Genomic DNA, 25,292 nt, shown 5'->3' with positions numbered 1-25,292 from the left:
GCGACCCTAGCCCGGCCGGGGCCGCAGGTCAGCGCAGCTCGCGCAGCGTCGTCACGGCGGCGTCGACCAGACGCTCGAGAGCGCCCGGCTCGTAGGCGCACGCGCCGACCTCGTAGCCACCGACGAGGTGGTCCTCACGGGCCGGGAGATAGCCTACCGAGGCGTCGGCGTAGCCGGCCACGAGGACGGTGCCCGGCCCGCTTCCGCGCAGCAGTCGTCCCGCGACCGACATCGGCTCACCGGGCAGTGCGACGAGGTGGAGGTCGACGCCGAGGCGCACCACCTGGACGGTGAGCCGGTCGATAGCGTCGAAGCTGCCGAAGAGGTTGCCGTCTCGGGCGTGGAGGTCCTCGATCCACAGGCGGGAGCGGGTGAACGGGTCGTCGTGGACGCTGGGCGTATGCCGCGTCGGGCGAGGCCCCGGGTCAACGTCGACGAGGACGCTGGCGAGCTCGAGACAGCTCGGCGCCACGAGGCGGCAACGGCTGCGGTTCTGTGCGGGGAAGGTCGACTCGAGTGACGGCGACTCGGTCGTCAGCCCGCGCAGGAGGCCTTGGGCATCACGCAGGAGCTGCAGCGAGGCAGCTGCCACGATCTCTCCGATGCGCGACGCGTCGGCCCAGTCCCGTGTGGAGACAACCGGATTGACGTCGCCGGCGCAGCCCTGGAGGAATGTGACGGTGCCGCCGGCCCAGGACTCGAGGCTCGCGCACACCGCTCCGGGGAAGTCCGGTGACCACGACGTCATCTCCGGCCCGTGCACCGTGGCGTGACAGGCGAAGTTGACGATGGAGACGATGGGGTCGCCGGTCTTCTCGTCGAGCGCGGCGACGAGCGTGAGGGTCTCGTCGGGCACCCCGACCCGCGTCCTACGGTGCGCGCTGATGCCGCGGACCTGGATCTCACCGGTGACCAGTCGCGCCTCGCGACGTTCGGACCAGGCGCGTTCGGCGGCGCGGGCGCAGGCGTCGGCCACGAAGAGGCGGACGACCGATCCCTGCGTCGTCGCGAGGTCGGCCGGGCCGTTGTGCGTGTGGGTGGCGGTGACGATGACGTGCTCCGGCATCACCGGGGTCGAGCCGGCGACCGCCTCGCGCACGGCCCTGGTCAGCGCCTGGGTCGCGTAGAGGAGGTCGAGGACGACGAGGACCACGGGAGTGTCGCCGTCGTCGAAGACCGTGACCCGGGCCATCAGGTCGGCGGTGGTGCCCGTCGAGTCACCCAGCCGCACGGCATACCCCGCCATCGGGCCCGGCGGTGGGGTGATGACCGTGGCGGAGCCACCGACCCGCGTCGCGCGGACGCCCGTCTGACGGGAGCGTCCTGCGTGGCGGGTCGTCGGCTCAGGAGTCACGGCCGGCCGCGGCGCTGGCGGTGACGGCGAAGCACCCGGGCTCGGTCCATCGACGCCTGACGAAGGCGTCGGTCACCGCCGCCCCCGTCGGCGCGACGGACTCGGCCCGGACGAGCGCGATGGCCGAGCCACCGAAGCCGCCGCCGGTCATCCGGGCCCCGAGGGCGCCGTGGGCCATCGCCGTGTCGACGGAGACGTCGAGCTCGTCGCACGACACCTCGTAGTCGTCGCGCAGTGAGGCGTGCGAGGCGACGAACAGCCTTCCCACCGCATCGAAGTCGCCGTCTCGTAGTGCCGCGACACACTGCTCGACGCGGTCGATCTCGGTGACGACGTGGCGGACGCGGGCCTCGAGCTCACCGTCGCGAAGGCGGCGCAGCGCGTCGTCGAGGTCGGCCACCGGGATCTCGCGCAGCGTCGCGACCCCGAGGATCTGGGCGGCCCGCTCGCAGGAGCGGCGGCGCGCGGCATACTGCCCGTCGACGAGGGCGTGCTCCGCCCGGGTGTCGACGACGAGGAGCGCGAGCCCGCTCGCCGCGAGGTCGAACGGCACCTGCTCGACGGCTCCGGAGCGGCAGTCGAGCAGGGTGGCGTGCGCCGGCTCGGCGCGCATCGAGATGGCCTGGTCCATGCCGCCGGTCGGGGCCTCGGCGATGACGTTCTCGGCCTGCTGGCACCAGCCCGCGAGGGTCGCGCGTCCGTCGTCGTCGGCGAGCAGCCCGAGTCCCAGCAGGTCGCTCAGGGCCGCGGCCACCGAGCACTCGAGGGCGGCCGAGCTGGAGAGACCGGCACCCACCGGGACGTCGCTGCTGACGTGCACGTCGAGCCCGCCCACCGGATGACCGGCCTCACCGACGGCCCACGCGACACCGGCGACGTAGGACGCCCACCCGCCCGGGGTGCCGGGCTTCACGTCGGCGAGCGCGACGTCGACGGGGTCCCGCGCGGCGTCACTGTGCAGGCGGAGGCGACCGTCGACGCGGGGGCGGACCGCGGCATACGTGCGCTGGGGGAGGGCGATGGGCAACGCCAATCCGCCGTTGTAGTCGGTGTGCTCGCCGATGAGGTTGACGCGCCCGGGAGCCGACCAGACGCCGGTCGGGTCGCCGCCGACGGTCTCGCGGAAGCGGGCAGCAGTGGTTACGGCGTCGGGCACGGCCCCACGGTATCTGGCGATGCAGCGTCGGGTCGTCGCCACTCGGAGGTTCTCCGCAACATCTCGGCGGAGAGGCGGGGACGGACCAGACATAGTCGTGGATAGGGTTCAAATCGCGGCCGTCCCGTGCCCGACAGGGAGCCTTCGACCCACCTGACAGAATGGCGCGCATGTCAACGCTGCGCGCTGTCGTCGCCGACGCCGACGTCACGGTGATGGGGGTGTCGATCCCGATCCCGATGCCGTTCGCCGAGGAGCTCCAGCTCAAACGGGCGTCCTTCGGTGATCCGCTGGCACTGGCCATCCCCTCGCACGTGACGCTGCTGGGGCCGACGCCGGTCCGGGTCGACGACGTGCCCTTCCTCATCGACCACCTCGAGCGGGCGGCAGCGACGGTCGAGCCCTTCACGATGGTCCTGCGCGGCACCGGCACCTTCCGGCCGCTCTCCGACGTCGTCTTCGTCCAGGTGGCCCACGGGATCGCCGCGTGCGAGCAGCTGCAGGAGGCGATCCGTTCCGACCGGTGGGCAGCCGACCTCGCCTTCCCCTACCACCCGCACGTCACGGTCGCGCACGACGTGGACGAGGTCGCGCTCGACCTGGCCTTCGACGACCTCGCCGACTACTCCGCCCGCTTCGAGGTGGCCAGCTTCCACCTCTACGAACAGGACCAGGAGGGCACCTGGATCCCCGCCCGCGAGTTCTCCCTCGGGACGGCGACCTCGGTGGCCGGGCGATGAGGCAGCTCTGGACGCGCTTCCAGCAGACCCGCGGCTGGCGCGCGTGGACCCGGTTCGGCGACACCCGCGGCAACCTCCTCGCCGCCGGCATCGCGTTCTACGGCTTCTTCTCGATCTTCCCGGCCGCGGCCATCGCGGCCGTCGTCTTCGGGTTCGTCCTGCGGAGCCGACCCGACCTCCTGGTCAGCGTCGGCGACTCGCTGAGCTCGACCCTCCCGGGGTTCATCAGGACCGCCGCCCACCCCGACGGTCTGGTGCAGCTGTCGGCGCCGAAGGTCTCCGTCCTCACCATCGGCGGTGTCGTCGCCGTCGTCGGTCTGGTGCTCTCCGGGCTGGGGTGGGTCGGGTCGCTGCGCGACGGCATCCGCGGGGTCTTCGGGGTCGCCGGGTCGCCGGGCAACGTCGTCACCGTCAAGCTGCGCGACCTCGGTGTCCTCGCCACGCTGGGCCTCGCCGTCCTCGTGTCGGCGGTCCTGACGAGCGTGACCGGCGCGGCTTCCGGGCTCTTCACGGCGGCGCTGGGCGAGGCGACCAGCAGGGTGGTGGTCATGGTCGTCGGACTCGTGCTGGGCTTCGTCGTCGACACGGCGATCATGATCGTGCTGCTGCGCGTGCTGTCGGGAATCCCGTTGCCGTGGCAGGACATTCGCAATGGCGCCGTCGTCGGGGGTCTCGGCCTCACCGTCGTCAAGGCGTTCGGGGTCCAGCTCATCGCCAACGCGACGAAGAACCCGCTCTTCGGGTCCATCGTGCTGGTCATCGGACTGCTCTTCTGGCTCAACCTGATCGCCAAGCTGGTGCTGTATGCCGCGTCGTGGGCGGCGAACGACGTCGACCGCGCCGCCGGCCCTGGCTCCGTCGCCGCGACGGTGGATCCCTCAGGGGCTCGCGGCGGCCCTGCGGCCCGCGCCTCCGCGCGTGCTGCCGGCGCCGACCTCGGGTCGATCCGGAGCCGCGCCGTCGCCGGCGTCCCCGCCTTCGGGGACCGCACGGCCGACCGCACCTCGATCGCGGCGGGCGCCATCCTCGGAGCGACCGTCGCGCTCGCCCTCGGCTCGGTCGGCCGCGTCACGCGCGCGATCTTCACGCGCCGCTGAGACGGTCTCCACCTCGGCTTCGTCCTGGCGCAGGTCACTGTCCGAAACGTCCGTGAAATGTGGCGTCCTTACTGTGGGGGCACCGCCTTTCGGACTGCCTTGGAGGTAGCCCATGACGAGCACGCCGCCCGACCCCACGGGGTCCTCCGTCGACCCCGCCGTGACGCCTCCCGGCGCCAGCGCCGAACCGGCGCCCGAGGTCAGCCCGCAGCAGCTGTCCGGCTTCCGGATCGCCGTGACGTCCGACCGGCGCAGCGCCGACCTCATCGCCGCGCTCGAACGACGGGGTGCCCAGGTCATCCACGCGCCCGCGCTGCGGATCGCGCCGATCGCCGAGGACGAGACCCTCATCGCGGACACCCGCACCGTCATCGACGCGGCGCCCGACACGACGGTGGTCACCACGGCATACGGGATGCGGCGGTGGTCGGAGGCCGCCGACGCAGCCGGGATCGGTGAGGAGCTCACGGCGACGCTCGCCGGCTCGCGCATCCTCGTGCGCGGCCCGAAGGCGCGCGGGGCGGTGCGCGCGGCGGGTCTGAACGACGACGGGATCGCCGCCGACGAGCGCACCTCGACCCTCGTCGACACCCTGCTGGAGAGCGGGGTCGACGGGCAGACGATCGCCGTCCAGCTGCACGGGTACGCCGATGTGGAGCAGCTGCGTCGCCTCGAGTCGGGGGGTGCGCGGGTGCTCACCGTCGCGCCCTACCAGTGGGTGGAGCCACCCGACCGGGAGCGGCTCCATCGCCTGATCGAGGCGGTCTGCACCCGCAACGTCGACCTCGTCACCTTCACCAGCGCGCCTGCCGTCGACGCGCTCTTCAGCACCGCCGGCGAGATGGGGTGCGCCGACGAGCTCGTCGCCGCGCTGCGCACCGGGGTGGTCGCCGCCGCGGTGGGGCCGGTCACGGCGCAGCCCCTCATCGAGGTCGGCATCACGCCCATCGTCCCCGACCGCTACCGGCTCGGCGCCCTCATCCGCACCGTCTGCGAGCACCTGACCACCCACCAGGTCTCGCGCGTCGACAGCGCCCTCGGCACGGTCGAGGTCCGCGGTCGATCGGTCGTCCTCGGCGCGGAGACGGTGACCCTCGCGCCGGGACCGCTCGCGATCTTCAAGGCGCTGGCCGCGGCCCGGGGGTCGGTGCTCTCCCGCGACCAGCTCCTCCGGGCCATGCCCGGGCTACCCGGCCCGCTCGGCGCGTCAGGCTCGTCCGGTTCGGTCTCCGGCGGCGAGCACGCGCTCGACATGGCGATGAGCCGGCTGCGGTCGTCGCTGCCGGACTCGCGGCTCGTGGCCACCGTCGTCAAGCGCGGATACCGGCTGAACGTCTGAGCGGTGGTTCGGGGTGGAGCCGCCGACGTTCAGAACCGGGCGCCGTGCAGAACTGGGCAGCTGACGAGTTCTGCCCACGCCCTCAGCCTGGGCGCCGCGCAGAACCGGGCAGCTGACGAGTTCTGGACAGCCACGGTCCGACTCAGGCCGCCGAGACGCCCTCCGCCGCACGCGCTACCCCGACCCGCAGCTCACCGTCGACGACGCGCACGGCATAGACCGGCAAGGCGACGGACTCGTCATCGAGGGCCCGGCCGTCACGCAGCGAGAACACCTGCTTGAGCAGGGGGGACGCGATCGTCGGCTCGCCGCCGCGGTCGCCGGTCAGCCCCCGCGACATCACCGCGGCGCCGCTGTAGGGGTCGATGTTGCCGACGGCGTAGAGCATCCCGGACGCCAGCAGGAAGACCGCGGCCTGCGCGCCACCGGAGAGGAGGACGGCGACCCCGCGACCGGCGACGAGCCGGTCGACAGGACAGGCGGCGACCCAGTCGTGGAGGCGGGCCGGTGGGAGGACCCCCGGCCGGACAACGCGCCGCGGCGGCGCCATCGAGGGGTATGCCGTGGGGTCACCGGAGGGCGTCCCCTCCGGTCGGTCGGTGGTCTCGTGGGTCGTGAGGTGCACGGGGGTCTCCCAGGGCTGTCGGTCGAACACGGTTGTGGCGCAGAGGTTTGTGGGTGGAGCACCCGTCCGTCAGGGTCGCTGCGTGGACGGCATACCGAGCAGCACCGGCACCTTGCGCCCGCTGCTGCCGTCGAAGGCGATCGTCGGGTCGGGCTCCTCCGGGGCGTTGACGAACGAGACGAACCGCGAGAGCTTGTCGGGGTCGTCGAGGACGGCGGCCCACTCGTCCCGGTATCCCCCGACGTGGGCGGCCATCGCGGCCTCGAGGTCGGCGGCGATGCCGAGCGAATCCTCGCAGACGACGTCCCGCAGGTGGTCGAGACCGCCCTCGAGGCTCTCGAGCCAGGGCGCGGTGCGCTGGAGCCGGTCAGCCGTGCGGACGTAGAACATCAGGTAGCGGTCGATGTAGCGGACCAGCATCTCGTCGTCGACGTCCGAGGCGAGCAGCAGGGCGTGCTTGGGGGTCTGCCCGCCGTTGCCGGCGACGTAGAGGTTCCAGCCGTGCTCGGTCGCGATGATGCCGACGTCCTTGCCCCGCGCCTCGGCGCACTCACGGGCACACCCCGAGACCCCGAACTTGATCTTGTGCGGTGAACGCAGACCCCGGTAGCGCAGCTCGAGCGAGACGGCCATCCCCACGGCGTCCTGCACGCCGTAGCGGCACCACGACGAGCCCACGCAGGACTTCACGGTGCGCAGCGACTTGCCGTAGGCCTGCCCCGACTCCATGCCGACGTCGACGAGCCGCCGCCAGATCGCCGGCAGCTGCTCGACCCTGGCGCCGAAGAGGTCGAGCCGCTGACCTCCGGTCACCTTGACGTAGAGGTCGAAGTCGCGGGCGATCTCCCCGATGGTGATGAGCTGCTCGGCCGTGACCTCGCCACCCGGCATCCGCGGGACCACGGAGTAGGTGCCGTTCTTCTGGATGTTGGCCAGGAAGTGGTCGTTGCTGTCCTGCAACGCGGCCTGCTCGCCGTCGAGGATGTGGTCGCTGCTCGTCGAGGCGAGGATGGAGGCGACGGTGGGCTTGCAGATCTCGCAGCCCGTGCCGGTGCCGTATCGGGCGACGAGCTCCGAGAAGGTGCGGATGCCGGTCGCCGAGACGACCTCGAAGAGCTCGGCCCGCGACTGCGCGAAGTGCTCGCAGACCGCGGTCGAGACCTCGACGCCGGAGTCGACGAGAAGCTTCTTCACCGTGGGCAGGCAACCGCCACAGGTGGTTCCGGCGCTGGTGCAGCCCTTGAGCTCGGCGACGTCGCAGGCGCCGTCGGCGATCGCGGCGCAGATCGTGCCCTTCGTGACGTGGTTGCAGGAGCAGACGATCGCGTCGTCGGGCAGCACGCCGGTGAGGTCGACGCCGTCGCCCGCGGGGGAGATGAGGGAGGCGGGATCGCCGGGCACCTCGCGCCCGACGAAGGAGCGCAGCGTGGTGTATGCCGTGGCGTCACCGACGAGGATCCCGCCGAGGAGGGTCCGGGCATCATCGGAGAGGACGACCTTGGCGTAGGTGCCGCGGCCGTCGCTGTGGATGATCTCGAGGGCGCCGGGGGTGGTGCCCATGGCGTCACCGAAGGAGGCGACGTCCACCCCGAGGAGCTTCAGCTTGGTGGAGAGGTCGGCCCCGGGGAACGTCGCATCGCCGCCGAGCAGCCGGTCGGCGACGACCTCGGCGCTGGAGTAGCCCGGGGCGACGAGCCCGTAGCAGCGCCCCTCGATCGCCGCGCACTCGCCGATCGCCCAGATCGCGGGGTCGTCGGTGGCGCACCCGAGATCGGTCAGGACGCCGCCGCGCTCGCCGACGGCGATCCCGGCCGTGCGGGCGAGGGCGTCCTGGGGGCGCACGCCGGCGGAGAAGACGAGCAGGTCGGTCTCGATGACGCTCTCGTCCGACAACCCGACGTGGAGCACCTCGCCGGAGTCGGTCGGCACCGCGGTGATCGAGGCGGTGCCGACCCCGGCGTGGATGTCGACCCCGAGGTCGCCGATGAGCCGGGAGAGGACGGCGCCGCCGCCGACGTCGACCTGCAGCGGCATGAGACGTGGGGCGAACTCCACGACGTGGGGCCGAAGTCCCAACAGCCGCAACGCGTTTGCCGCCTCGAGCCCGAGCAGGCCGCCGCCGACGACCACGCCGGTCGCAGGCCTGCCGCCGGCTGCGGCGCGGGCCACAGCGGCCTCGGCCGCCGTGCGGATCCCGTCGAGGTCGTCGAGGGTCCGGTAGACGAAGCACCGGTCGAGGTCGTGGCCGGGCACGGGTGGGACGAAGGGGTAGGACCCGGTGGCGAGCACGAGGGCGTCGTAGCCGACCCGTGACTCCGCACCGTCGGCCGTCGTGACGACGACCTCCTGGCCCGCACGGTCGATCTTGTCGGCCCGCAGCCCGAGACGGACCTCGACGTGGGGGTCCCCGTCGTAGTCGTTGCCCGGCAAGGCGAGCAGGCTCCGGTCCCAGGCCCCGATGTAGGACGAGAGCCCGACCCGGTCGTAGGCCGCGTCCTGCTCCTCGGCCAGGACGATGACGCGCCAGGAGTCGGCGTCGTCCCGCGAGCGGATCGCCTCGACGAAGCGGTGGCCGACCATGCCGTGACCGATGACGACGACGGTGCGTGGGGTTGTCATGCTGCTCCTTCGGCGAAAGCCGCTGTGGGATGGTGCTGCTGGGGCTGGTCGGACACGGTGGGGGACTCGGGGCCTGCACGGGCGGCCATGTCCGGTGGCTCGACGCTGGTCAGCCACTGACAGAGGCCGTCGACCGCGGCCACGCAGCTGCCGCAACCGGTCGTGGCCCGGGTGGCGGTGGCGACGGCGTCGCGGGTGGTGCACCCGCTGCGCCAGGCCTCGACGATGCCGTGCTTGGTCACGGAGTTGCAGCGGCAGATCACCGCGCTCCCCGGCATCTGCGCGAGGCTGACCGCGTCGAGCGGTGTCGCACCGGAGCCGGGAGCACGCCCGAGGAGCAACGCGATCCGGTCGGTCGGGGCAGGAGCCCCCGAGTCGAAGAGCTGGCTCACGGCTCCGGCGACGTCACCGGCACCGAGGAGGACTGCGCCGACGACACGGTCACCCCGCAGCACGAGCTTGGCGTACCGACCCCGCCGGGGGTCGGCCACGGTGACGACCTCGTGGTCGTCGTCGTGCAGTCCCGTCGTCACCACCCCCATGCTCGCGAGGTCGATGTCGTGCACCTTGAGGCGGGTCAGGGGTTCAGTGCCCTCGTAGCGCGACGTGGGGTCGGCTCCCGTCAGCACGTCGGCGAGGACGCGGGCCTGCTCCCACCCGGGTTGGACGAGCCCGTAGACGGTGCCGCGGTGCTCGACGCACTCACCGACGGCGTGGACGTGCGGGACCGTCGTGGAGAGCCGGTCGTCGACGACGATGCCCCTCCTCACTTCTGCCCCGAGATCGCGGGCCAGGTCGACGCGGGGCAGGATGCCCGCGGCGACGACGAGGAGGTCGCCCGCGATGGTCGTGCCGTCATCGAGGACTGCCTCGTGACCGTGACCTCCGGCAGCGTCCCTCCACGCCGTGACCCGGCGACCGAGGATGAGCCGGGCGCCGGTGGCCCTCAGCACACGGGTGAGGACCGCGCCGCCGTCGTCGTCGAGCTGACGCTCCATGGGGATGCTGCGTGGGTGCACAATCGTGACGTCGACCCCCCTCATGAGCAGTCCGCGTGCGGCTTCGATGCCGAGCAGTCCGCCGCCGAGGACGATGGCGTGAGAGGCGGATCGGGCCGCGCGCACCAGCCGGGCGCAGTCGTCGATCGAGCGGAACGCGACGACGTCGGTCTCCTCGAGCTGCATGTCCCCGGCCTGCGCGTCATCGAACCGCCGGTCCCCGACCTGCGTGCCCTCGATGCGCGGCATGAACGACGTGCTGCCGGTGGCGAGCACCAGCTCGTCCCAGGCGATCTGGGTCGACGCATCGGTGAGCGAGGCGTCGGTGGGCTGACCGCCGGCGGCGGGCACGCGGCATACGGTCGCGGTGCGGGTGAGGGTGTCGACGGCCGTGACGCGGGAGCCGGTGCGGACCTCGATCAGGTGCGCCTCCCACCAGCCGTCGGGCTTCAGCCGCGTCTCGCGCGGCGTGATCGCGCCGCCCACGACGGTCGACAGGAGGATGCGGTTGTATGCCGCGTGCGCCTCCTCGCCCACCACCGTCACGGCGATCTGGTGGCCCGACGGGTCACGCCGACGCAGCTCCTCGGCGACGCGGGCGCCGGCCATGCCGTTGCCCACGACGAGGACGCGGGTCGTCATGACGCCACCTCGAGCCGCACGGCACAGGCCTTGAACTCGGGCATCCGGCTGGTGGGGTCGAGGACGGGGTTCGTGAGGTGGTTGGCGGTGCCGTCCCCGGACCAGTGGAAGGGGAGGAAGACCGTGTCGAGGCGCATGTCGGCGTCGCACCGGACCGTCGCCCTGGTGCGTCCGCGACGGCTCACGACGTCGGCGAGGGCGCCGTCGCCGAGGCCTGCCCTGTCGGCGGTTTCGGGGTGGACCTGCACGAACATCCCTCCGGAGGAGGCGGCGAGCTCGGGGACGAGACGGGTCTGGGCGCCGGACTGGTAGTGGGCGAGGACCCGGCCGGTCGTCCCGATGAGGGGGTAGTGGCCGTCGACCGGTTCGGCCGGACCGGTCTGGTCGACTGCTGAGAACCGGGCGCGGCCGTCAGGGAACGCGAAGCCGTCGAGGAAGAGCCGAGGCGTGCCCTGGGGGCGGTCGAGCGGGCAGGGCCAGTGCAGGTGCTCACCGGCGTCGATCCGCTCCCAGGTGATGGCGGAGTAGTCGGCGGGGCCGCCCGCGGACGCCCGTCGGAGCTCGTCGAAGACCACCCGGGGGTCGGTGGGGAACCGCTCGGCCGGCTGGCCCAGCCGGACCGCGAGGTCGTGCCAGACCTCGAGCTCGCTGCGCGCGAGACCGGCGGGCGCCAGAGCCGCGCGGCGACGCAGGACGCGGCCGTCGAGGTTGGTCATCGTGCCCTCCTCCTCGGCCCACTGGAGGACGGGCAGGACGACGTCGGCCATCGCGGCGGTCTCGGACAGCACGAAGTCGCAGACGACGAGCAGGTCCAGGGCAGCCAGCCGCTCGCGGACCCTGCCGGCGTGGGGCGCGGAGACGACGGGGTTGGAGCCGTGGACCATGAGGAGGCGCGGGCCGGCATCGGTCCCCAGGGCGTCGAGCAGCTCGAAGGCACTGCGTCCGGGGCCGGGAAGGTCGTCGGGGTCGATGCCCCAGACGCCCGCGACGTGGGCTCGCGCCACGGGGTCCGCGATCTTGCGGTAGCCGGGCAGCTGGTCGGCCTTCTGGCCGTGCTCGCGACCGCCCTGCCCGTTGCCCTGGCCGGTGATCGTGCCGAACCCACTGCCCCGCTGACCCGGAAGACCGAGGCCGAGCGCCAGGGCGATGTAGGCGCTCACGGTGTCGGTGCCGGTCGCGTGCTGCTCCCCGCCGCTGGCGCTGAGGACGTAGGCACCGCGCTCGGTGTCGCGGGCCCGGGCGAGCAGCTCGACGGCCCGGCGCATCGTGGCGGCGGCGACGCCGGTGACCCGCTCGGCGCGGTCTGGTGTCCACTGCGCCACCGTCGGCCACAGCTCGTCCCAGCCGGAGGTGCGGGCCGCGATGTAGTCGCGGTCGACGTGGCGTTCCACGACGGCGAGGTGGAGCATCCCCAGGGCCAGGGCGGCGTCCGTTCCCGGGCGCAGCTGCAGGTGGAGACCGCCTCCCTCGAGGGCCCGGGCGGCCGTCGGGGTGAGCCGGGGGTCGGCCACCATCAGCCCGCCGGCCTCGGCCGAGGTCACCAGATGGCCGAGGAAGGGTGGCATCGTCTCCGCAGGGTTGGCGCCGAGCAGCAGCACGGCGTGCGCCGAGCCGAGGTCGGTGACGGGGAACGGCATACCGCGGTCGAGGCCGAAGCAACGGATCCCGGCGGCGGCGGCCGAGGACATGCACCACCGGCCGTTGTAGTCGATCTGCGAGGTGCGTAGCGCTACCCGTGCGAACTTGCCCAGCTGGTAAGCCTTCTCGTTGGTCAGGCCGCCGCCGCCGAAGAGAGCGACGGCGTCGCGGCCGTGGTCGTCCTGGACCTGACGCATCGTGTCGGCGACGAGGTCGAGCGCTTCGTCCCACGAGGTCTCGATGAGCTCGCCGGCCTTGCGCACCAGGGGTGTGGTGAGTCGCCCGGGGTGGCGGAGCAGCTCGGCGCTCGTCCAGCCCTTCTGGCACAGGCCTCCTCGGTTGGTCGGGAAGCGGCGGGGGGTGACGGTGAGGTCGGCGGCGCTGTCGCCGGTGAGGGTCATCGCGCACTGGAGCCCGCAGTAGGGACAGTGGGTGTCGGTCACGCGAGGGGCCGTCTCGAGAAGGTCCGTCACGCTCAGGTGGTCGTCTGGGTCTGGAGGTCGGGAACCGTTGCGGCAGAGACCGATTCCACCTTCGGGCGGCGAACGAAGCGGACCCAGGTGACCAGGGCGGCAACGACGTAGAACGCCGTGAAGACCCAGAAGGCGGCAGTCGCGGACTTGGCCGACCCGGCATACGAGGTGCGCAGGAGGAGGTTGATGCCGACGCCGCCGAGCGCGCCGATGGCTCCGGCGATACCGATGAGTGCGCCGGACATCGCGCGCGACCACTGCTGACGCTGCTCGGCGCCGACGCCCCTGAGGGCGAGGGACTTCCGCTCGAAGATCGCCGGGATCATCTTGTAGACCGAGCCGTTGCCGATGCCGGAGAGGATGAAGAGCAGGATGAACCCCGCGATCAGACCGGTGAGCTGCAGACCGGTGGCGGCGCCCTTGGTGGCGTCGTCGGCCGTGCCCGAGGCGACGAGGATCCCGCCGGCGACGACCATCGAGACGAAGGTGACGAGGGTGATCAGGCCGCCGCCGCGCCTGTCGGCGAGCCGGCCGCCGAGGACCCGGCTGACCGAGCCGAGGAGCGGACCGATGAAGGCGATCTGCGCGGCGTGGAGGCTGGCGGCGGCCGACTGCGCCGCGGTCGGGGCCCCGCTCGTGAGACCGGCGAGGAAGGTGATCTGGAGGACCTGCCCGAAGGCGAAGCTGAAGCCGATGAACGAGCCGAAGGTGCCGATGTAGAGCAGCGAGATGAGCCACGAGTCCGCGTGCCCGAGGACGTCCTTCATGGCTCCGGCGTTGGCGGTCTGGTGGTCGAGGTTGTCCATGAACATCGCGGCGCCGATGCTGACGACGGCGAGCAGCACGAGGTAGACGGCACAGACGATCTCGGGTCGACGGTTGCCGAGGCTCGCGATGACGAGCAGGCCGACGACCTGGACGACGGGGACGCCGATGTTGCCCCCGCCGGCGTTGAGCCCGAGGGCCCAGCCCTTCATCCGCTGGGGGTAGAAGGCGTTGATGTTCGTCATCGACGAGGCGAAGTTGCCACCGCCCAGGCCAGCGAGCCCGGCGACGAGGAGGAAGGTCGTGTAGGAGTGGCCGGGGTGGACCATGAGGTACCACGTGGCGGTGGTCGGCACGAGGAGGGCGATGCCGCTGAAGACGGCCCAGTTGCGACCGCCGAAGGTCGCGGTGGCCATCGTGTAGGGCACGCGCAGCACGGCGCCGACGAGGGTGGGGACGGCGACGAGGAAGAACTTGTCGGCGGGGGTGAAGCCGTAGACCGCCTGCGGCATGAAGAGGACCATCACCGACCAGATCGACCAGATCGAGAAGCCGATGTGCTCGGTCGCGACCGACCACACGAGGTTGCGGCGGGCGATGTCCTTGTTGCCCGCCTCCCAGGCGACGGTGTCCTCGGGGTCCCAGTCGGTGATCAGCCGCGAGCGGGCGCGGGACGTCGAACGGGGCCGCTCCGGTGTCGTGGTCGGGTGGGGCGTCCCGGGGGGGACGGTTGCCTCGGTGTTCGTCTCGTTCTCCACCGCGGTCACGGGGGTCCTCCTGGCTGGGGGGGCTGGTGTCGGCTCCGAACCTAGGAGCCGGATGTTGCCGGTGAACGGCGCGCCGTAACCCCTCCGTAAACCTGTTCTCACCCCGACCCCGCCTCACGGTGAGGTCCGTGCCGCGTGAGGTCCGGGTCGGCGCCCGCCCCGCCCCGGATTGAGGTGATACCGGGTCGTCGATGACGCGTTCAGACCCCAATCCGGGAGGCGTCGTCCACACCCCCACGGCCGATCGTCCCAGTTTCCACAGCCCGGTCAGCCGCGGTAGCGCAAACGGGCGTCGTGCGCGAGCGTCGAATGATGGACAGACGCACGAACGGCGAAGGACGACGAGCCACGGCCGAACGAGCCGCGAAGATCTACGAGGGCGTCCTCAGTCGGGACGTCCTGCGCGGGCTGGGTATCGACCGGCACGGGGTGCGGTCCGAGCTTCGTGCGAAGCGATGGAAGGCGCACGGGCGCCAGACGATCGCCGTGCACACGGGGGAGTTGTCGGGGCAGGCCCTCTGGTGGCGTGCCGTGTGGGAGGTCGGCCACCGCATCGCTGCTCTCGACGGCGCGACGGCACTGACCGCGGCGGGTCTCAAGGGGTTCACGACCGGCGCCTTGGAGGTCTCCGTGCCGCATGGCAGCCGACCACCTCCCGTCGCGGACGTGCGGCAGCGGACGGTCATCGCCCGCCAGTCGGCTGAGGTGATCTCGGTCGGCGTGCCCCGCGTCCGGCCGGCGATCGCTGCGCTGCGGGCCGCATCGTGGGCGGTCAGCGACCGGCAGGCGGCGCTGGTGCTCTGCATGGTGGTCCAGCAGCGCCTCGCCACTCCGCGACAGCTCGATGACGTGGTCGCGGAGGTCGCGCTGCTCCGTCGCCGGCCGTTCATCGTCAGGGTCATCGCCGACCTCCTGGACGGCGCCCAAGCGCTCGGGGAGTTGGACTTCGCTGCCCTGTGCCGCGCCCACGGTCTCCCAGAGCCGAGTCGTCAGGTCGTGCGCACCACCTCGACGGGCCGGATCTATCTGGATGTCGCGTGGGAGGACATCGGGCTCGTCGTCGAGATCGACGGCGCCCAGCACCGCCAGGGGCTGGCGGTCACGGACGACAACCTGCGGCAGAACGAGGTCGTGATCGGGGACGAGAAGATGCTGCGCATCGACCTCGTCGGGATGCGACTGATCGCCGAGACGTTCATGGAGCAGGTATGCCGCGCCCACCACCAGCTCTCCGCCCGCCGCGCGGGCTGACCCCGCGGCATACCGGATTGGGGTGTGAACGCGTCATCGATGACGCGCTTTCACCCCAATCCGGTGGCGCAGGTGGAGTCCCTACCGCCCGTGCTGCATCGCCGTGCGGAGGTCCTTGTTGAGCTGGGAGATGACGTCCATCGGGATCTCCTTGGGGCAGGCCGCCGCGCACTCGCCGATGTTGGTGCACCCGCCGAAGCCCTCGTGGTCGTGCTGGTTGACCATCTTGACGACTCGGGCGTCGCGCTCGGGCTGGCCCTGGGGCAGCAGCCCCAGGTGGGTGACCTTGGCGCCCATGAAGAGCATGCCGGAGGCGTTGGGACAGGCCGCCACGCAGGCCCCGCAGCCGATGCAGGCCGCGGAGGCGAAGGCCTTGTCGGCGTTCTCCTTCGGGACGGGCACCGCGTGCGCATCGGGCGCCGCACCGGTGTTGACGCTGATGAACCCGCCGGCCTGGATGATCCGGTCGAAGGCCGAGCGGTCGACGACCAGGTCCTTGAGGACGGGGAACGCGTCGGCGCGCCACGGCTCCACGGTGATCGTCTCGCCGTCGGAGAACGAGCGCATGTGCAGCTGGCAGGTCGTTGTGACCTCGGGACCGTGGGCGCTGCCGTTGATCATCAGCCCGCACATGCCGCAGATGCCCTCGCGGCAGTCGCTGTCGAAGGCCACCGGCTCCTCGCCCGAGGTGATGAGCCCCTCGTTGAGGACGTCGAGGACCTCGAGGAAGGACATGTCCTCGGTGATGTCGTCGAGCTCGTAGGTCGCGAGACCGCCCGAGTCCTTCGGCCCGGACTGGCGCCAGACCTTGAGCGTGATCTTCACTTGTAACTCCGTTGCTTCAGGTGGACGTACTCATAGACGAGGTCTTCCTTGTGGAGGACCGGCATACCCTCTTCGCCGCCCCACTCCCACGCGGCGACATACGCGAACTCGTCGTCGTTGCGCAGCGCCTCGCCGTCGTCGGTCTGGCTCTCGACGCGGAAGTGGCCGCCGCAGGACTCGCGCCGGTGCAGGGCGTCGATGCACATCAGCTCGCCGAGCTCGAGGAAGTCGGCGACCCGACCGGCCTTCTCGAGGCTCTGGTTGAGGTCCTCGGCGCTGCCGAGCACCTTGACGTTGCGCCAGAACTCGTCCTTGAGGCCGCGGATGAGGTCGACCGCCTTCAGCAGGCCGGTCTCGCTGCGCTCCATGCCGCAGTACTCCCACATGATGTGCCCGAGCTCCTTGTGGAAGGAGTCGACCGTGCGCTCGCCGTTGATGGAGAGGAGCTTGGTGATCCGGGCCTGGACCGAGGTGCGAGCGGCGACGACGGACGCGTCAGTCTCCTCGACCTTGGGGTAGGGCCCGTGCGAGAGGTAGTCGCGGATCGTGTTGGGCAGCACGAAGTAGCCGTCCGCCAGACCCTGCATGAGCGCGGACGCGCCGAGCCGGTTGGCGCCGTGGTCCGAGAAGTTCGCCTCCCCGGTCACGAAGAGCCCCGGGATGTTGGACTGCAGGTCGTAGTCGACCCAGAGGCCGCCCATCGTGTAATGCACCGCGGGGTAGATGCGCATCGGCACCTCGTAGGGGTTCTCCCCGGTGATCCGCTGGTACATGTCGAGGAGGTTGCCGTACTTCTCCGCGACCGCCTCGGCGCTCATCCGCTGGAGGGCGTCGGTGAAGTCGAGGTAGACGCCGCGGCGGAAGTCGCCGATGGCCGGGCCGACGCCGCGCCCGTCGTCACAGACGTTCTTGGCCTGTCGCGAGGCGATGTCGCGCGGCACGAGGTTGCCGAAGGCGGGGTAGATCCGTTCGAGGTAGTAGTCGCGGTCCTCCTCGGCGATGTCGCGGGGGTCCTTGCCGCAGTCCTCGCGGTTCTTCGGCACCCAGATCCGGCCGTCGTTGCGCAGCGACTCGCTCATCAGCGTGAGCTTGGACTGGTGGTCGCCGGAGACCGGGATGCAGGTCGGGTGGATCTGCGTATAACAGGGGTTGCCGAAATAGGCGCCCTGGCGGTGGGCGCGCCACGTCGCCGTGACGTTGCAGCCCATCGCGTTGGTCGAGAGGTAGAAGACGTTGCCGTAGCCACCGCTGGCGAGCACCACGGCATCCGCGAGGTGGGTCTCGACCTTGCCGCTGACCATGTCTCGGACGATGACCCCGCGGGCCCGGCCGTCGACGACGACGAGCTCGAGCATCTCGTGGCGGGTGTTCATCTCGACGGTGCCGGCAGCGATCTGCCGCTCGAGGGCCTGGTAGGCGCCGATGAGCAGCTGCTGTCCGGTCTGGCCGCGAGCGTAGAAGGTCCGCGAGACCTGGACGCCGCCGAAGGAGCGGTTGTCGAGGAGACCGCCGTACTCACGGGCGAAGGGCACGCCCTGGGCGACGCACTGGTCGATGATGTTGGTGCTCACCGAGGCGAGCCGGAAGACGTTGGACTCGCGGGAGCGGAAGTCGCCGCCCTTGACGGTGTCGTAGAAGAGGCGGTAGGTCGAGTCGCCGTCCTCCTTGTAGTTCTTCGCCGCGTTGATGCCGCCCTGGGCCGCGATCGAGTGGGCCCGGCGCGGGGAGTCCTGATAGCAGAAGGCCTTGACGTTGTATCCCGCCTCGCCGAGCGTCGCGCACGCCGACCCACCGGCGAGGCCGGTGCCGACGACGATGACGGTGAGCTTGCGGCGGTTGGCCGGGTTGACGAGGGCCGCCTCGAACTGGCGGGTCGTCCACTTGCTCTGGATGTCTCCCGGAGGGGCCTTGGTGTCGGAGATGTTCTCGCCGTCGCGGTAGAGCCCGTGAGCGATGCCGGCGTTCTCCAGCGGCACGTCGAAGACTGGTGCGGCAGGGGCCGTGGGAGCGGGGGGAGCCGCAGGAGAAGGAGCCTCGGGGGCCGTGGGCGCGACGGGGATCTCGGTGATGGTGTCAGTCATGCTCACTCACTTGACTATTTGATGACGCCGAACAGGACGAAGACGGCGGGGAGGATGAAGCCGATCGAGACGACGGCGGCCAAGGTGATGGCGAGCGTGTTGGCGCGTCGTCGAGCGCGGACGTTGCCGGTCCAGCCGAGGGTCTGGGTCGCCGACCACACCCCGTGCCTGATGTGCATCGCGAGGGCGACCATCGCGAGGGCGTAGATGACGAACACCCACCATACCGAGGGCTGGAACGCGGCCACGTAGTTGTCGTAGGGGCTGTCGTGGCTGCCGTTGACGTTGATGGTGCGGGTGGTGAACTGCAGGATGTGCCAGATCAGGAACAGCAGGAGGGCGACCCCACCCCAGCGCATGAATCGCGCCGAGATCGTCGCTGCGGCGGCCTTCTTCATCCGGTACTTCGTCGTCCGCGCACCCTGCGCCCGGCTCCACAGATAGAAGGCGGAGTAGATGTGCGCGAGGACCGAGCCGAGCAGCACCACCCGGATGATCCAGAGCACCCCCGAGTAGGGGGCGATGGGTTCGCCGAGGGTGCGCAGGTGGTGGGCATAGTCGTCGTATGCCGCCTGGCCGCCGAACATCTTCAGGTTGCCGTACATGTGCGCGATGACGAACAGCACGAACAGCGAGCCGGACACGGCCATGACGAGCTTCATCGCGATGGTGGTGCGCCGGGCCTGGATGCTCGGGGGAAGAGTCGAGGTGGCCACACACCTCAACTTACCTCCTGGGCTGCGGGAGGGCGGGTCCGAGCCGGGCCTCCGTCCCTGTGCCATTTGTCTCGTTGTCATTCGATTGCGGCTCAACCACCGGGCGCGCACGCTGGGCGTTCGGACAGTTCCGCCTCACCGGAACAGCGTGGCCGCGGTCACCCCGGTCTGGATGACGCCGTAGGCCAGCAGCACGACGATCAGGGCCCAGGAGACCAGCAGCCGCGCTGACCCGGGCGCCGGTCCGGTGGTGGCGACATCGACCTGGGTCCTGGTGGCCTTCGCCGGGCCGTCGGGCTGGTGGAACCGGGCCGCGACCGGCCGGATGAGCAGGTTGGCCACCACCCCCACGGCGAGGACCCCGACCATCGTCAGCAGCGCCGGGCGGTAGGCGGCCGCCGTGAGAGTGCCCGGCTTGCCCTGCGCGTCGAGGAAGCCGTTGATGATGAGCGGCCCCGCGACGCCGGCGGCCGACCAGGCGGTGAGGAGGCGCCCGTGGATCGCGCCGACCTGGAAGACGCCGAAGAGGTCACGCAGGTAGGCCGGCGCCGTCGCGAACCCACCGCCGTAGAACGACAGGATGACCGCGGCCAGGAGCACGAAGATCGCGGTGGCCGTCTGGCCGACGAGGGCCAGCACGACATAGAGGACGATCCCGCCGCCGAGGTAGACGACGTAGATCGGCTTCCGCCCGATGGTGTCGGACGCCGTGGACCAGACGAACCGGCCGGCCATGTTGAAGAGCGAGAGCAGGCCGACGAACCCGCCGGCGGCCGCGACGGCCACCGAGGACTTCCCGTCCGATCCGCGGAAGAAGTCCTGGATCATCGGGCTGGCCTGCTCGAGGATGCCGATGCCGGCGGTGACGTTGCAGAACAGCACGATCCACAGGCACCAGAACTGGGGGGTCCGGATCGCGTTGGCCGCCGACACGCTCTTGGTCGTCACGAGGGCCTTGGTCGGCGCCGAGCCCGGGTCGAACCCGTCGGGCGTCCAGCCGGTCGCCGGCACCCGGATGTTGGCGACCCCGAACATCATGATGACGAAGTAGCCGATGCCGAGGGTGACGAAGAGCAGGGTCAGGGCGTGCCCGCTGGCGATCGAGGTCGAGACCGACGGCCGGTATGCCGGGTCGTAGGCCGAGAGCAGCTGGCGCGACAACGGGCTCGCGACGAGCGCGCCGCCGCCGAAGCCCATGATCGCGAGACCGGTAGCGAGCCCCGGCCGGTCGGGGAACCACTTGATGAGGGTCGAGACGGGCGAGATGTAGCCGATGCCGAGCCCGATGCCGCCGATCACGCCGTAGCCGAGGTAGAGCAGCCAGAGCTGGGTCGTCGCGATGCCGATCGACCCGACGAGGAAGCCGAGGGCCCAGGCGCAGGCCGCCACGAACATCGCCTTGCGCGGACCGTTGCGCTCGACCCACGTCCCCATCACCGCCGCCGACAGGCCGAGCATGACGATGGCGATCGAGAAGATGACCCCGATCGCCGTCTGCGAGGCACCGAAGTGAGCGACGAGCGACGTCTTGTAGACGCTCGTCGCGTAGACCTGACCGATGCAGAGGTGCACGGCGAGCGCGGCCGGCGGGATCAGCCACCGGCTGTAGCCGGCCGGGGCGATCGTCCGACGCCGGTCGAGGAAGGCGAGGGGACCGGTCGCCTCCGGCGGACCACCCGACCTCTTCCGGTGGGCGGTGCGCGTGGGGTTGGTCGTGTCCTTGCTCATCGAGGGGTCTCCGTCCGGGGTGCCGGCAGGTCGGGGGTGACGCCGCAGCAGGGCGGACAACAGTGGCGTCTGTGCCGGTCACCGACGATATTAGAGCGCGGTACGCGGTTCGGCACCTGACCTGTCGTGCCGCCGATGTCCGGTATGGCCTACCCTCGCGTCTCATGACGGCAGGCATCGGCGAGCACGGCAGGCACAGGGCGGACGGGGCCTCCGGCCCGATCGACGGGTTCTGGGCCGTGATCCCGGCCGGCGGCGCCGGGACGCGGCTGTGGCCGGTGTCGCGCCGCACCTCCCCGAAGTTCCTCCACGACCTCACGGGGACCGGCCGGACCATGCTCCAGGGCACGTGGGACCGGCTCGCGCCCCTCGCCGAAGGGCGCGTCGTCGTCGTCACGGGGGAGGCACACGCCGAGGCCGTGCGGACGCAACTGCCGGACGCGTCCGACGTCATTGCCGAACCCAGCCCCCGCGACTCGATGCCCGCGATCGGTCTGGCGGCGGCGATCATCGAGCGGCGGGATCCCGACGCGGTGATCGGCTCGTTCGCCGCGGACCACGTCATCGACCAGGTCGACCTCTTCGACGCGGCAGTGCACGCTGCCGCAGCCGTCGCCCGGACCGGCAAGATCGTCACCATCGGGATCACCCCGACGGCTCCGTCCACCGCGTTCGGCTACATCCGCCAGGGCGACCTGCTCGGCATCGACGGCGCCGAGACGGCCTGTGCGGTCGAGGAGTTCGTCGAGAAGCCGGATGCGGCGACAGCCACCGAGTATCTCTCCGGTGGCGGCTTCTGGTGGAACGCCGGGATGTTCGTCGTCAAGGCCTCGGTGCTGCTCGACGCCCTGGCCCTTGAGCACCCCGCGATGGCGGCCTCGCTGCGTGCCATCGCGGCCGACCTCTCGACGCTCGGTGCGGTCTGGCCGACCTTGGACAAGATCGCCATCGACCACGCCGTCGCCGAACCGGCAGCAGCCGCAGGCCTGGTCGCGGTCGTGCCGGCCGCTTTCCGGTGGGACGACGTCGGTGACTTCGACTCCCTGGGCACGCTGCTGCCCGACGTCGAGGGCCGCCCGGGGGTCAAGGTCATCGGCGATGCCGGGTCGGTCGTGACGGTCGACGGCACCGGCATCGTGGTGCCGGGCAGCGGCCGGGTCGTCGCCCTCGTCGGCCTCGATGACGTCGTGGTGATCGACACTCCCGACGCGGTGCTCGTCATCGCGCGGGACCGCGCGCAGGACGTCAAGAAGGTCGTCGAGGCGCTCACCGCCGACGGTCGGACCCACCTCACCTGATTCCCCTTATCGGGTCGGGTGACCCGATAAAGGTGCGGCCCGTAGCCCGTGGCCGCGGTCGTGGGTTGGCGTCAGCTGCTGACGAGGTCGCGGCGTCGGAACGTCACGCCGGCGGCGAGGACGAGCGCGGCGGCCACCAGGGCGAGCGCGACGAGCGGCGCGCCCGGGACGCTGCCGCCGGGGACGACCGTGCCGTGCGAGAACGGCGAGAGGTCGACCAGACCGCGCGGGAAGCCGAAGAGCGGCCCGAGCTCCCCCACGACGAGGAAGGCCGCAAGCAGCGCCCACGCGACGACGACGACCTTGGGCAGGGCCCCGTAGACGACGAGCGCGAGCCCGACACAGACCCACACCGCGGGGATCGGCGCGAGGGCAGCTGGGAGCAGATGGCCCAGCGCCTTTCGGAGGCCGTTGAATTGGGACGCTCCACCGAGGGCGAGGCCGGCACCGACCACGAGGAGCAGCAGGGCGCTGCCACCCAGCGCGATGACCGCGTGACCTACGAGGAGCGCGCGTCGGCTGACGCTGGTCGCGAGCACCTGCTCGGTGTGCAGGTCGGTCTCCTCGGACTTCAGTCGCAGGGCGGCGGAGATGCCGTATGCCGCGGCTCCGATCGCCATGAAGCGCAGCTCGGTCGAGAGAAAGACGTCGCCGAGGCTGCCCGCGCTGCCGCCGAGCCTGGTGAGCATGTCGGCGACCTGGGGGCTGTCGACGAACGACGTGACGTTGCCGGCGATGCCCCCGAGGACGAGGCCGAAGATGGCGAAGCCGACGAGCCACCCGATGAGGAGCCCACGCTGCAGGCGCCAGGCGAGGGCGAACGGTGAACGCAGGGATGGCGTCCCCACGGCGGCACCCGGCCGGGTCGGGACGAGCCCGGCTCCGAGGTCACGGCGCTCGAGCAGGGCGAACGCCAGCCCGATCAGAGCGATCGTGAAGACCGCGGGGAGGAGCGCGACGATGAAGCGGTTCGCCCCGTAGACCTCGACCTTCTCGGCCCATCCGATCGGCGAGACCCAGGTCAACCAGCCCAGCTCGGCGCTGGTGTCCCCGACGGCGCGCACCAGATAGGTGACCCCCAGCGTCCCGATCGCGAATCCCGTGCAACCGCGCGCTGTTTCGGTGAGCTGGGCCGCGGCAGCGGTGACTCCGACGAAGGCCAGGCCGATGCCCGCCCATGCTGCCGCGAAGGCGAGGGAGCCGGTCAGACCGAGCCCGGCGCCGGCCATCGACAGCCCGGCGAGGAGCGAGGTGACGACGACCGTGACGCTGGCGACGAGGACCGCGGCCGTGAGCGGCGCCCGCCGGCCGACGACGCCCGCGCCGACGAGCTCGGTGAGGCCGGCCTCCTCCTCGCTGCGCGTGTGGCGTCGCACGAGGATGCAGGCCATCACGGCGAGGAAGATCCCACCGAGCACGAGGGTCTTGAGGGCGCCGATCGAGTCAGGGTTGTTCGGGTCGGCGATGGGGCCGTACATCCCGACGATGGCCGGGCTGAGCGCCGCCGCCCTGGCCGCCTCGACGGCTTTGGCGGGGTCGGGGTAGAGCGCGATGGTGGAGCTCGCCGACCCGCCGGCCAGCGCGACGAGCGCGAGAACCCAGACGGGGACGAGGATCCGGTCGCGGCGCAAGGCGAGCCGCACGAGGGTGCCGGTCGCGGCATACCCGCTCATGCCCGTGCCTCTGCCGCCTGGTCGGTGAGCGCTGAGCCGCGGCGGTACTGGTCCATGAACAGCTCCTCGAGCGAAGGCGGCTGCGAGGTGAGGCTGCGTATGCCGTGTGGCCCGAGCCGGGCCAGCAGGTCGCCGAGGTGTGTGGTCTCCACCGAGCACGTCAGTCGGTCGCCCTCGAGGCGGGCGGCCGTGACTCCCGGAAACGCTGAGATCTCCTGCAGCACAGGTGGATCGGCGAGCACGGCATCGATCCCCGTGCGGGTGAGGTGGCGCAGGTCGGCGAGCGTGCCGGTCTCGACGTTGCGCCCGGCGCGGATGATGCTCAGCCGGTCGCAGAGTGCCTCGACCTCGCTGAGGATGTGGCTCGAGAGGAGTACCGTGCGGCCCTCCGCGCGGACCGCTTGGATCTCCTCGCGGAAGATCGCTTCCATGAGCGGGTCGAGGCCAGAGGTGGGTTCGTCGAGGACGAGTAGGTCGACGTCGGAGGAGAGGGCGGCGACGAGGGCGACTTTCTGCCGGTTGCCCTTGGAGTAGGTGCGGCCCTTCTTGGTGGGGTCGAGCCCGAAGCGCTCGACGAGGGCGGTGCGCTTGGTGGCGTTGAGGCCGCCGCGGAGCCGGCCGAGGAGGTCGATGACCTCGCCGCCGGAGAGGGTGGGCCAGAGCGTGACGTCACCGGGCACGTAGGCGAGGCGGCGGTGGAGGGACTCGACGTCGGTCCACGGGTTGCCGCCGAGGAGGATGACCGAGCCGCTGTCGGCGCGCAGCAGCCCGAGGAGGATGCGCAGGGTCGTGGACTTGCCGGCGCCGTTGGGGCCGAGGAAGCCGTGGACCTCGCCGGTCCCGACCTCGAGGTCGAGGCCGTCGAGGGCGACGGACGAGCCGAAGGACTTGTGGAGGTCGCGGATCTCGATCGCAGCACTCATGACATCAACGTACACAGTGTTCAGAAGAAACTGAATACTCTAAACTCCTGACATGCCCCGACGTCCAGCGAAACCCCCGGCGACCACGTCCGCCCCAGCGTCCGTGGACCCCACCGCCGTGGCCGCGTTCGTCGAGCGGCTCGGGTCGGCGTTCACCGACGCCGGCTTCCCGCGCCTGCCGGCCCGGGTCTTCTCCTCGCTGCTCGCGACGGAGGACGGCCGGATGACGGCGACCGATCTCGTGGAGGCGCTCGAGGTCAGCCCGGCGGCGATCTCCGGGGCCGTCAACTACCTCGCGAGCGTCCACCTCATCCACCGTGGGCGCGAGCGCGGGAGCCGGCGTGATGTCTACGTCGTGCGCGACGACGTCTGGCACGACATGATGCTCAACTCCGGGCGCATCTACGACCCCTTCATCCGGGCCCTGGCCGACGGGGTGGCGACCGTGGGTGGCGACTCGACGCGGGCTGGCGCCCGACTGGCCCTGTCGGTGGAGTTCCTCGAGTTCGTGTCGGTGGAGGTCGCCGGTATCGCGAGCCGGTGGGAGGAGCGACGGTCCGCGTCAGTGTGAAGCCGCCCTTGTG

Annotated in this window: 19 protein-coding genes; 6 read left to right on the top strand and 13 right to left on the bottom strand. The window is 71.3% G+C overall.

The window, feature by feature from the left end; genetic code table 11:
* Positions 1 to 28: 28 nt before the first annotated feature.
* Together Q0R63_RS08500 and galK are read right to left on the bottom strand one after the other, a co-directional pair.
* Positions 29 to 1,354, bottom strand: coding sequence for a hypothetical protein (locus tag Q0R63_RS08500; RefSeq protein WP_295696299.1), 1,326 nt, complete (start codon positions 1,352 to 1,354; stop codon positions 29 to 31).
* A complete protein-coding gene (gene galK / locus Q0R63_RS08495; RefSeq protein ID WP_295696297.1) occupies positions 1,344 to 2,510 on the bottom strand; it encodes a galactokinase in 1,167 nt (388 codons plus the stop codon). The genes Q0R63_RS08500 and galK overlap by 11 nt, the downstream gene beginning before the upstream one ends.
* 170 nt (positions 2,511 to 2,680) lie before the next feature.
* On the opposite strand from galK, the gene Q0R63_RS08490 reads away from it, so the two are divergent.
* From Q0R63_RS08490 to Q0R63_RS08480, 3 genes are all read left to right on the top strand, one after another.
* On the top strand, positions 2,681 to 3,250 hold the full coding sequence (locus tag Q0R63_RS08490; RefSeq protein ID WP_295696295.1) for a 2'-5' RNA ligase family protein: 570 nt from the start codon (positions 2,681 to 2,683) through the stop codon (positions 3,248 to 3,250).
* A complete protein-coding gene (locus Q0R63_RS08485) occupies positions 3,247 to 4,347 on the top strand; it encodes a YihY/virulence factor BrkB family protein (protein WP_295696293.1) in 1,101 nt (366 codons plus the stop codon). Before Q0R63_RS08490 ends, Q0R63_RS08485 begins: the two co-directional genes overlap by 4 nt.
* A gap of 112 nt (positions 4,348 to 4,459) precedes the next feature.
* Positions 4,460 to 5,686, top strand: coding sequence for a uroporphyrinogen-III synthase (locus Q0R63_RS08480; protein ID WP_295696291.1), 1,227 nt, complete (start codon positions 4,460 to 4,462; stop codon positions 5,684 to 5,686).
* A gap of 142 nt (positions 5,687 to 5,828) precedes the next feature.
* Here the strand turns inward: Q0R63_RS08480 and nirD are convergent, their stop codons facing one another.
* The 5 genes from nirD to Q0R63_RS08455 form a co-directional block, all read right to left on the bottom strand.
* Positions 5,829 to 6,311, bottom strand: a complete 483-nt coding sequence (gene nirD, locus Q0R63_RS08475) for a nitrite reductase small subunit NirD (protein ID WP_295696289.1) — start codon at positions 6,309 to 6,311, stop codon at positions 5,829 to 5,831.
* A gap of 69 nt (positions 6,312 to 6,380) precedes the next feature.
* On the bottom strand, positions 6,381 to 8,930 hold the full coding sequence (gene nirB / locus Q0R63_RS08470) for a nitrite reductase large subunit NirB (protein ID WP_295696287.1): 2,550 nt from the start codon (positions 8,928 to 8,930) through the stop codon (positions 6,381 to 6,383).
* Positions 8,927 to 10,570, bottom strand: a complete 1,644-nt coding sequence (locus Q0R63_RS08465; RefSeq protein WP_295696285.1) for an FAD-dependent oxidoreductase — start codon at positions 10,568 to 10,570, stop codon at positions 8,927 to 8,929. Before Q0R63_RS08465 ends, nirB begins: the two co-directional genes overlap by 4 nt.
* Positions 10,567 to 12,651, bottom strand: coding sequence for a molybdopterin oxidoreductase family protein (locus Q0R63_RS08460; protein ID WP_295696283.1), 2,085 nt, complete (start codon positions 12,649 to 12,651; stop codon positions 10,567 to 10,569). The genes Q0R63_RS08465 and Q0R63_RS08460 overlap by 4 nt, the downstream gene beginning before the upstream one ends.
* Before the next feature lie 32 nt (positions 12,652 to 12,683).
* Positions 12,684 to 14,213, bottom strand: a complete 1,530-nt coding sequence (locus Q0R63_RS08455; RefSeq protein WP_295696281.1) for a nitrate/nitrite transporter — start codon at positions 14,211 to 14,213, stop codon at positions 12,684 to 12,686.
* 312 nt (positions 14,214 to 14,525) lie between these two features.
* Between Q0R63_RS08455 and Q0R63_RS08450 the strand changes: the two genes are divergently transcribed.
* On the top strand, positions 14,526 to 15,464 hold the full coding sequence (locus Q0R63_RS08450; protein WP_295696279.1) for a hypothetical protein: 939 nt from the start codon (positions 14,526 to 14,528) through the stop codon (positions 15,462 to 15,464).
* 81 nt (positions 15,465 to 15,545) lie between these two features.
* On the opposite strand, the gene Q0R63_RS08445 is transcribed toward Q0R63_RS08450, so the two are convergent.
* The 4 genes from Q0R63_RS08445 to Q0R63_RS08430 form a co-directional block, all read right to left on the bottom strand.
* Positions 15,546 to 16,289, bottom strand: coding sequence for a succinate dehydrogenase/fumarate reductase iron-sulfur subunit (locus tag Q0R63_RS08445; protein WP_295696278.1), 744 nt, complete (start codon positions 16,287 to 16,289; stop codon positions 15,546 to 15,548).
* The gene (locus Q0R63_RS08440; protein ID WP_295696276.1) at positions 16,286 to 18,370 is read right to left on the bottom strand and encodes a fumarate reductase/succinate dehydrogenase flavoprotein subunit; all 2,085 of its coding nucleotides are present in this window, start codon (positions 18,368 to 18,370) and stop codon (positions 16,286 to 16,288) included. Before Q0R63_RS08440 ends, Q0R63_RS08445 begins: the two co-directional genes overlap by 4 nt.
* Positions 18,371 to 18,384: 14 nt before the next feature.
* The gene (locus Q0R63_RS08435; RefSeq protein WP_295696274.1) at positions 18,385 to 19,086 is read right to left on the bottom strand and encodes a succinate dehydrogenase cytochrome b subunit; all 702 of its coding nucleotides are present in this window, start codon (positions 19,084 to 19,086) and stop codon (positions 18,385 to 18,387) included.
* A 135-nt stretch (positions 19,087 to 19,221) separates the two neighbouring features.
* A complete protein-coding gene (locus tag Q0R63_RS08430; RefSeq protein ID WP_295696272.1) occupies positions 19,222 to 20,814 on the bottom strand; it encodes an OFA family MFS transporter in 1,593 nt (530 codons plus the stop codon).
* Between the two features lie 164 nt (positions 20,815 to 20,978).
* On the opposite strand from Q0R63_RS08430, the gene Q0R63_RS08425 reads away from it, so the two are divergent.
* Positions 20,979 to 22,112, top strand: a complete 1,134-nt coding sequence (locus Q0R63_RS08425; RefSeq protein WP_295696270.1) for a mannose-1-phosphate guanylyltransferase — start codon at positions 20,979 to 20,981, stop codon at positions 22,110 to 22,112.
* A gap of 71 nt (positions 22,113 to 22,183) precedes the next feature.
* Here the strand turns inward: Q0R63_RS08425 and Q0R63_RS08420 are convergent, their stop codons facing one another.
* Positions 22,184 to 23,785: a polyketide antibiotic transporter gene (locus tag Q0R63_RS08420; RefSeq protein ID WP_295696267.1), complete on the bottom strand. Its 1,602-nt coding sequence runs from the start codon at positions 23,783 to 23,785 to the stop codon at positions 22,184 to 22,186.
* Positions 23,782 to 24,708 carry an ABC transporter ATP-binding protein gene (locus tag Q0R63_RS08415; protein WP_295696265.1) on the bottom strand — a complete coding sequence of 309 codons (927 nt, stop codon included), beginning with the start codon at positions 24,706 to 24,708 and terminating at the stop codon, positions 23,782 to 23,784. Before Q0R63_RS08415 ends, Q0R63_RS08420 begins: the two co-directional genes overlap by 4 nt.
* Positions 24,709 to 24,760: 52 nt before the next feature.
* Between Q0R63_RS08415 and Q0R63_RS08410 the strand changes: the two genes are divergently transcribed.
* A complete protein-coding gene (locus Q0R63_RS08410) occupies positions 24,761 to 25,279 on the top strand; it encodes a transcriptional regulator TrmB (RefSeq protein WP_295696262.1) in 519 nt (172 codons plus the stop codon).
* Positions 25,280 to 25,292: the final 13 nt, after the last annotated feature.

It is taken from the genome of Lapillicoccus sp. (assembly GCF_025353065.1).
Lineage (GTDB): Bacteria > Actinomycetota > Actinomycetes > Actinomycetales > Dermatophilaceae > Lapillicoccus.
This window is presented reverse-complemented; position numbering and strand designations above follow the sequence as displayed.

Excerpts from the sequence above, each read along its gene's own strand:
- Q0R63_RS08420 (WP_295696267.1), bottom strand. The coding sequence starts at position 23,785 with ATGAGCGGGTATGCCGCGACCGGCACCCTCGTGCGGCTCGCCTTGCGC.
- Q0R63_RS08410 (WP_295696262.1), top strand. The coding sequence starts at position 24,761 with ATGCCCCGACGTCCAGCGAAACCCCCGGCGACCACGTCCGCCCCAGCG.
- Q0R63_RS08440 (WP_295696276.1), bottom strand. The coding sequence starts at position 18,370 with ATGACTGACACCATCACCGAGATCCCCGTCGCGCCCACGGCCCCCGAG.
- Q0R63_RS08425 (WP_295696270.1), top strand. The coding sequence starts at position 20,979 with ATGACGGCAGGCATCGGCGAGCACGGCAGGCACAGGGCGGACGGGGCC.
- Q0R63_RS08430 (WP_295696272.1), bottom strand. The coding sequence starts at position 20,814 with ATGAGCAAGGACACGACCAACCCCACGCGCACCGCCCACCGGAAGAGG.
- Q0R63_RS08415 (WP_295696265.1), bottom strand. The coding sequence starts at position 24,708 with ATGAGTGCTGCGATCGAGATCCGCGACCTCCACAAGTCCTTCGGCTCG.
- Q0R63_RS08465 (WP_295696285.1), bottom strand. The coding sequence starts at position 10,570 with ATGACGACCCGCGTCCTCGTCGTGGGCAACGGCATGGCCGGCGCCCGC.
- nirB (WP_295696287.1), bottom strand. The coding sequence starts at position 8,930 with ATGACAACCCCACGCACCGTCGTCGTCATCGGTCACGGCATGGTCGGC.
- Q0R63_RS08450 (WP_295696279.1), top strand. The coding sequence starts at position 14,526 with ATGGACAGACGCACGAACGGCGAAGGACGACGAGCCACGGCCGAACGA.
- Q0R63_RS08485 (WP_295696293.1), top strand. The coding sequence starts at position 3,247 with ATGAGGCAGCTCTGGACGCGCTTCCAGCAGACCCGCGGCTGGCGCGCG.
- Q0R63_RS08490 (WP_295696295.1), top strand. The coding sequence starts at position 2,681 with ATGTCAACGCTGCGCGCTGTCGTCGCCGACGCCGACGTCACGGTGATG.
- Q0R63_RS08480 (WP_295696291.1), top strand. The coding sequence starts at position 4,460 with ATGACGAGCACGCCGCCCGACCCCACGGGGTCCTCCGTCGACCCCGCC.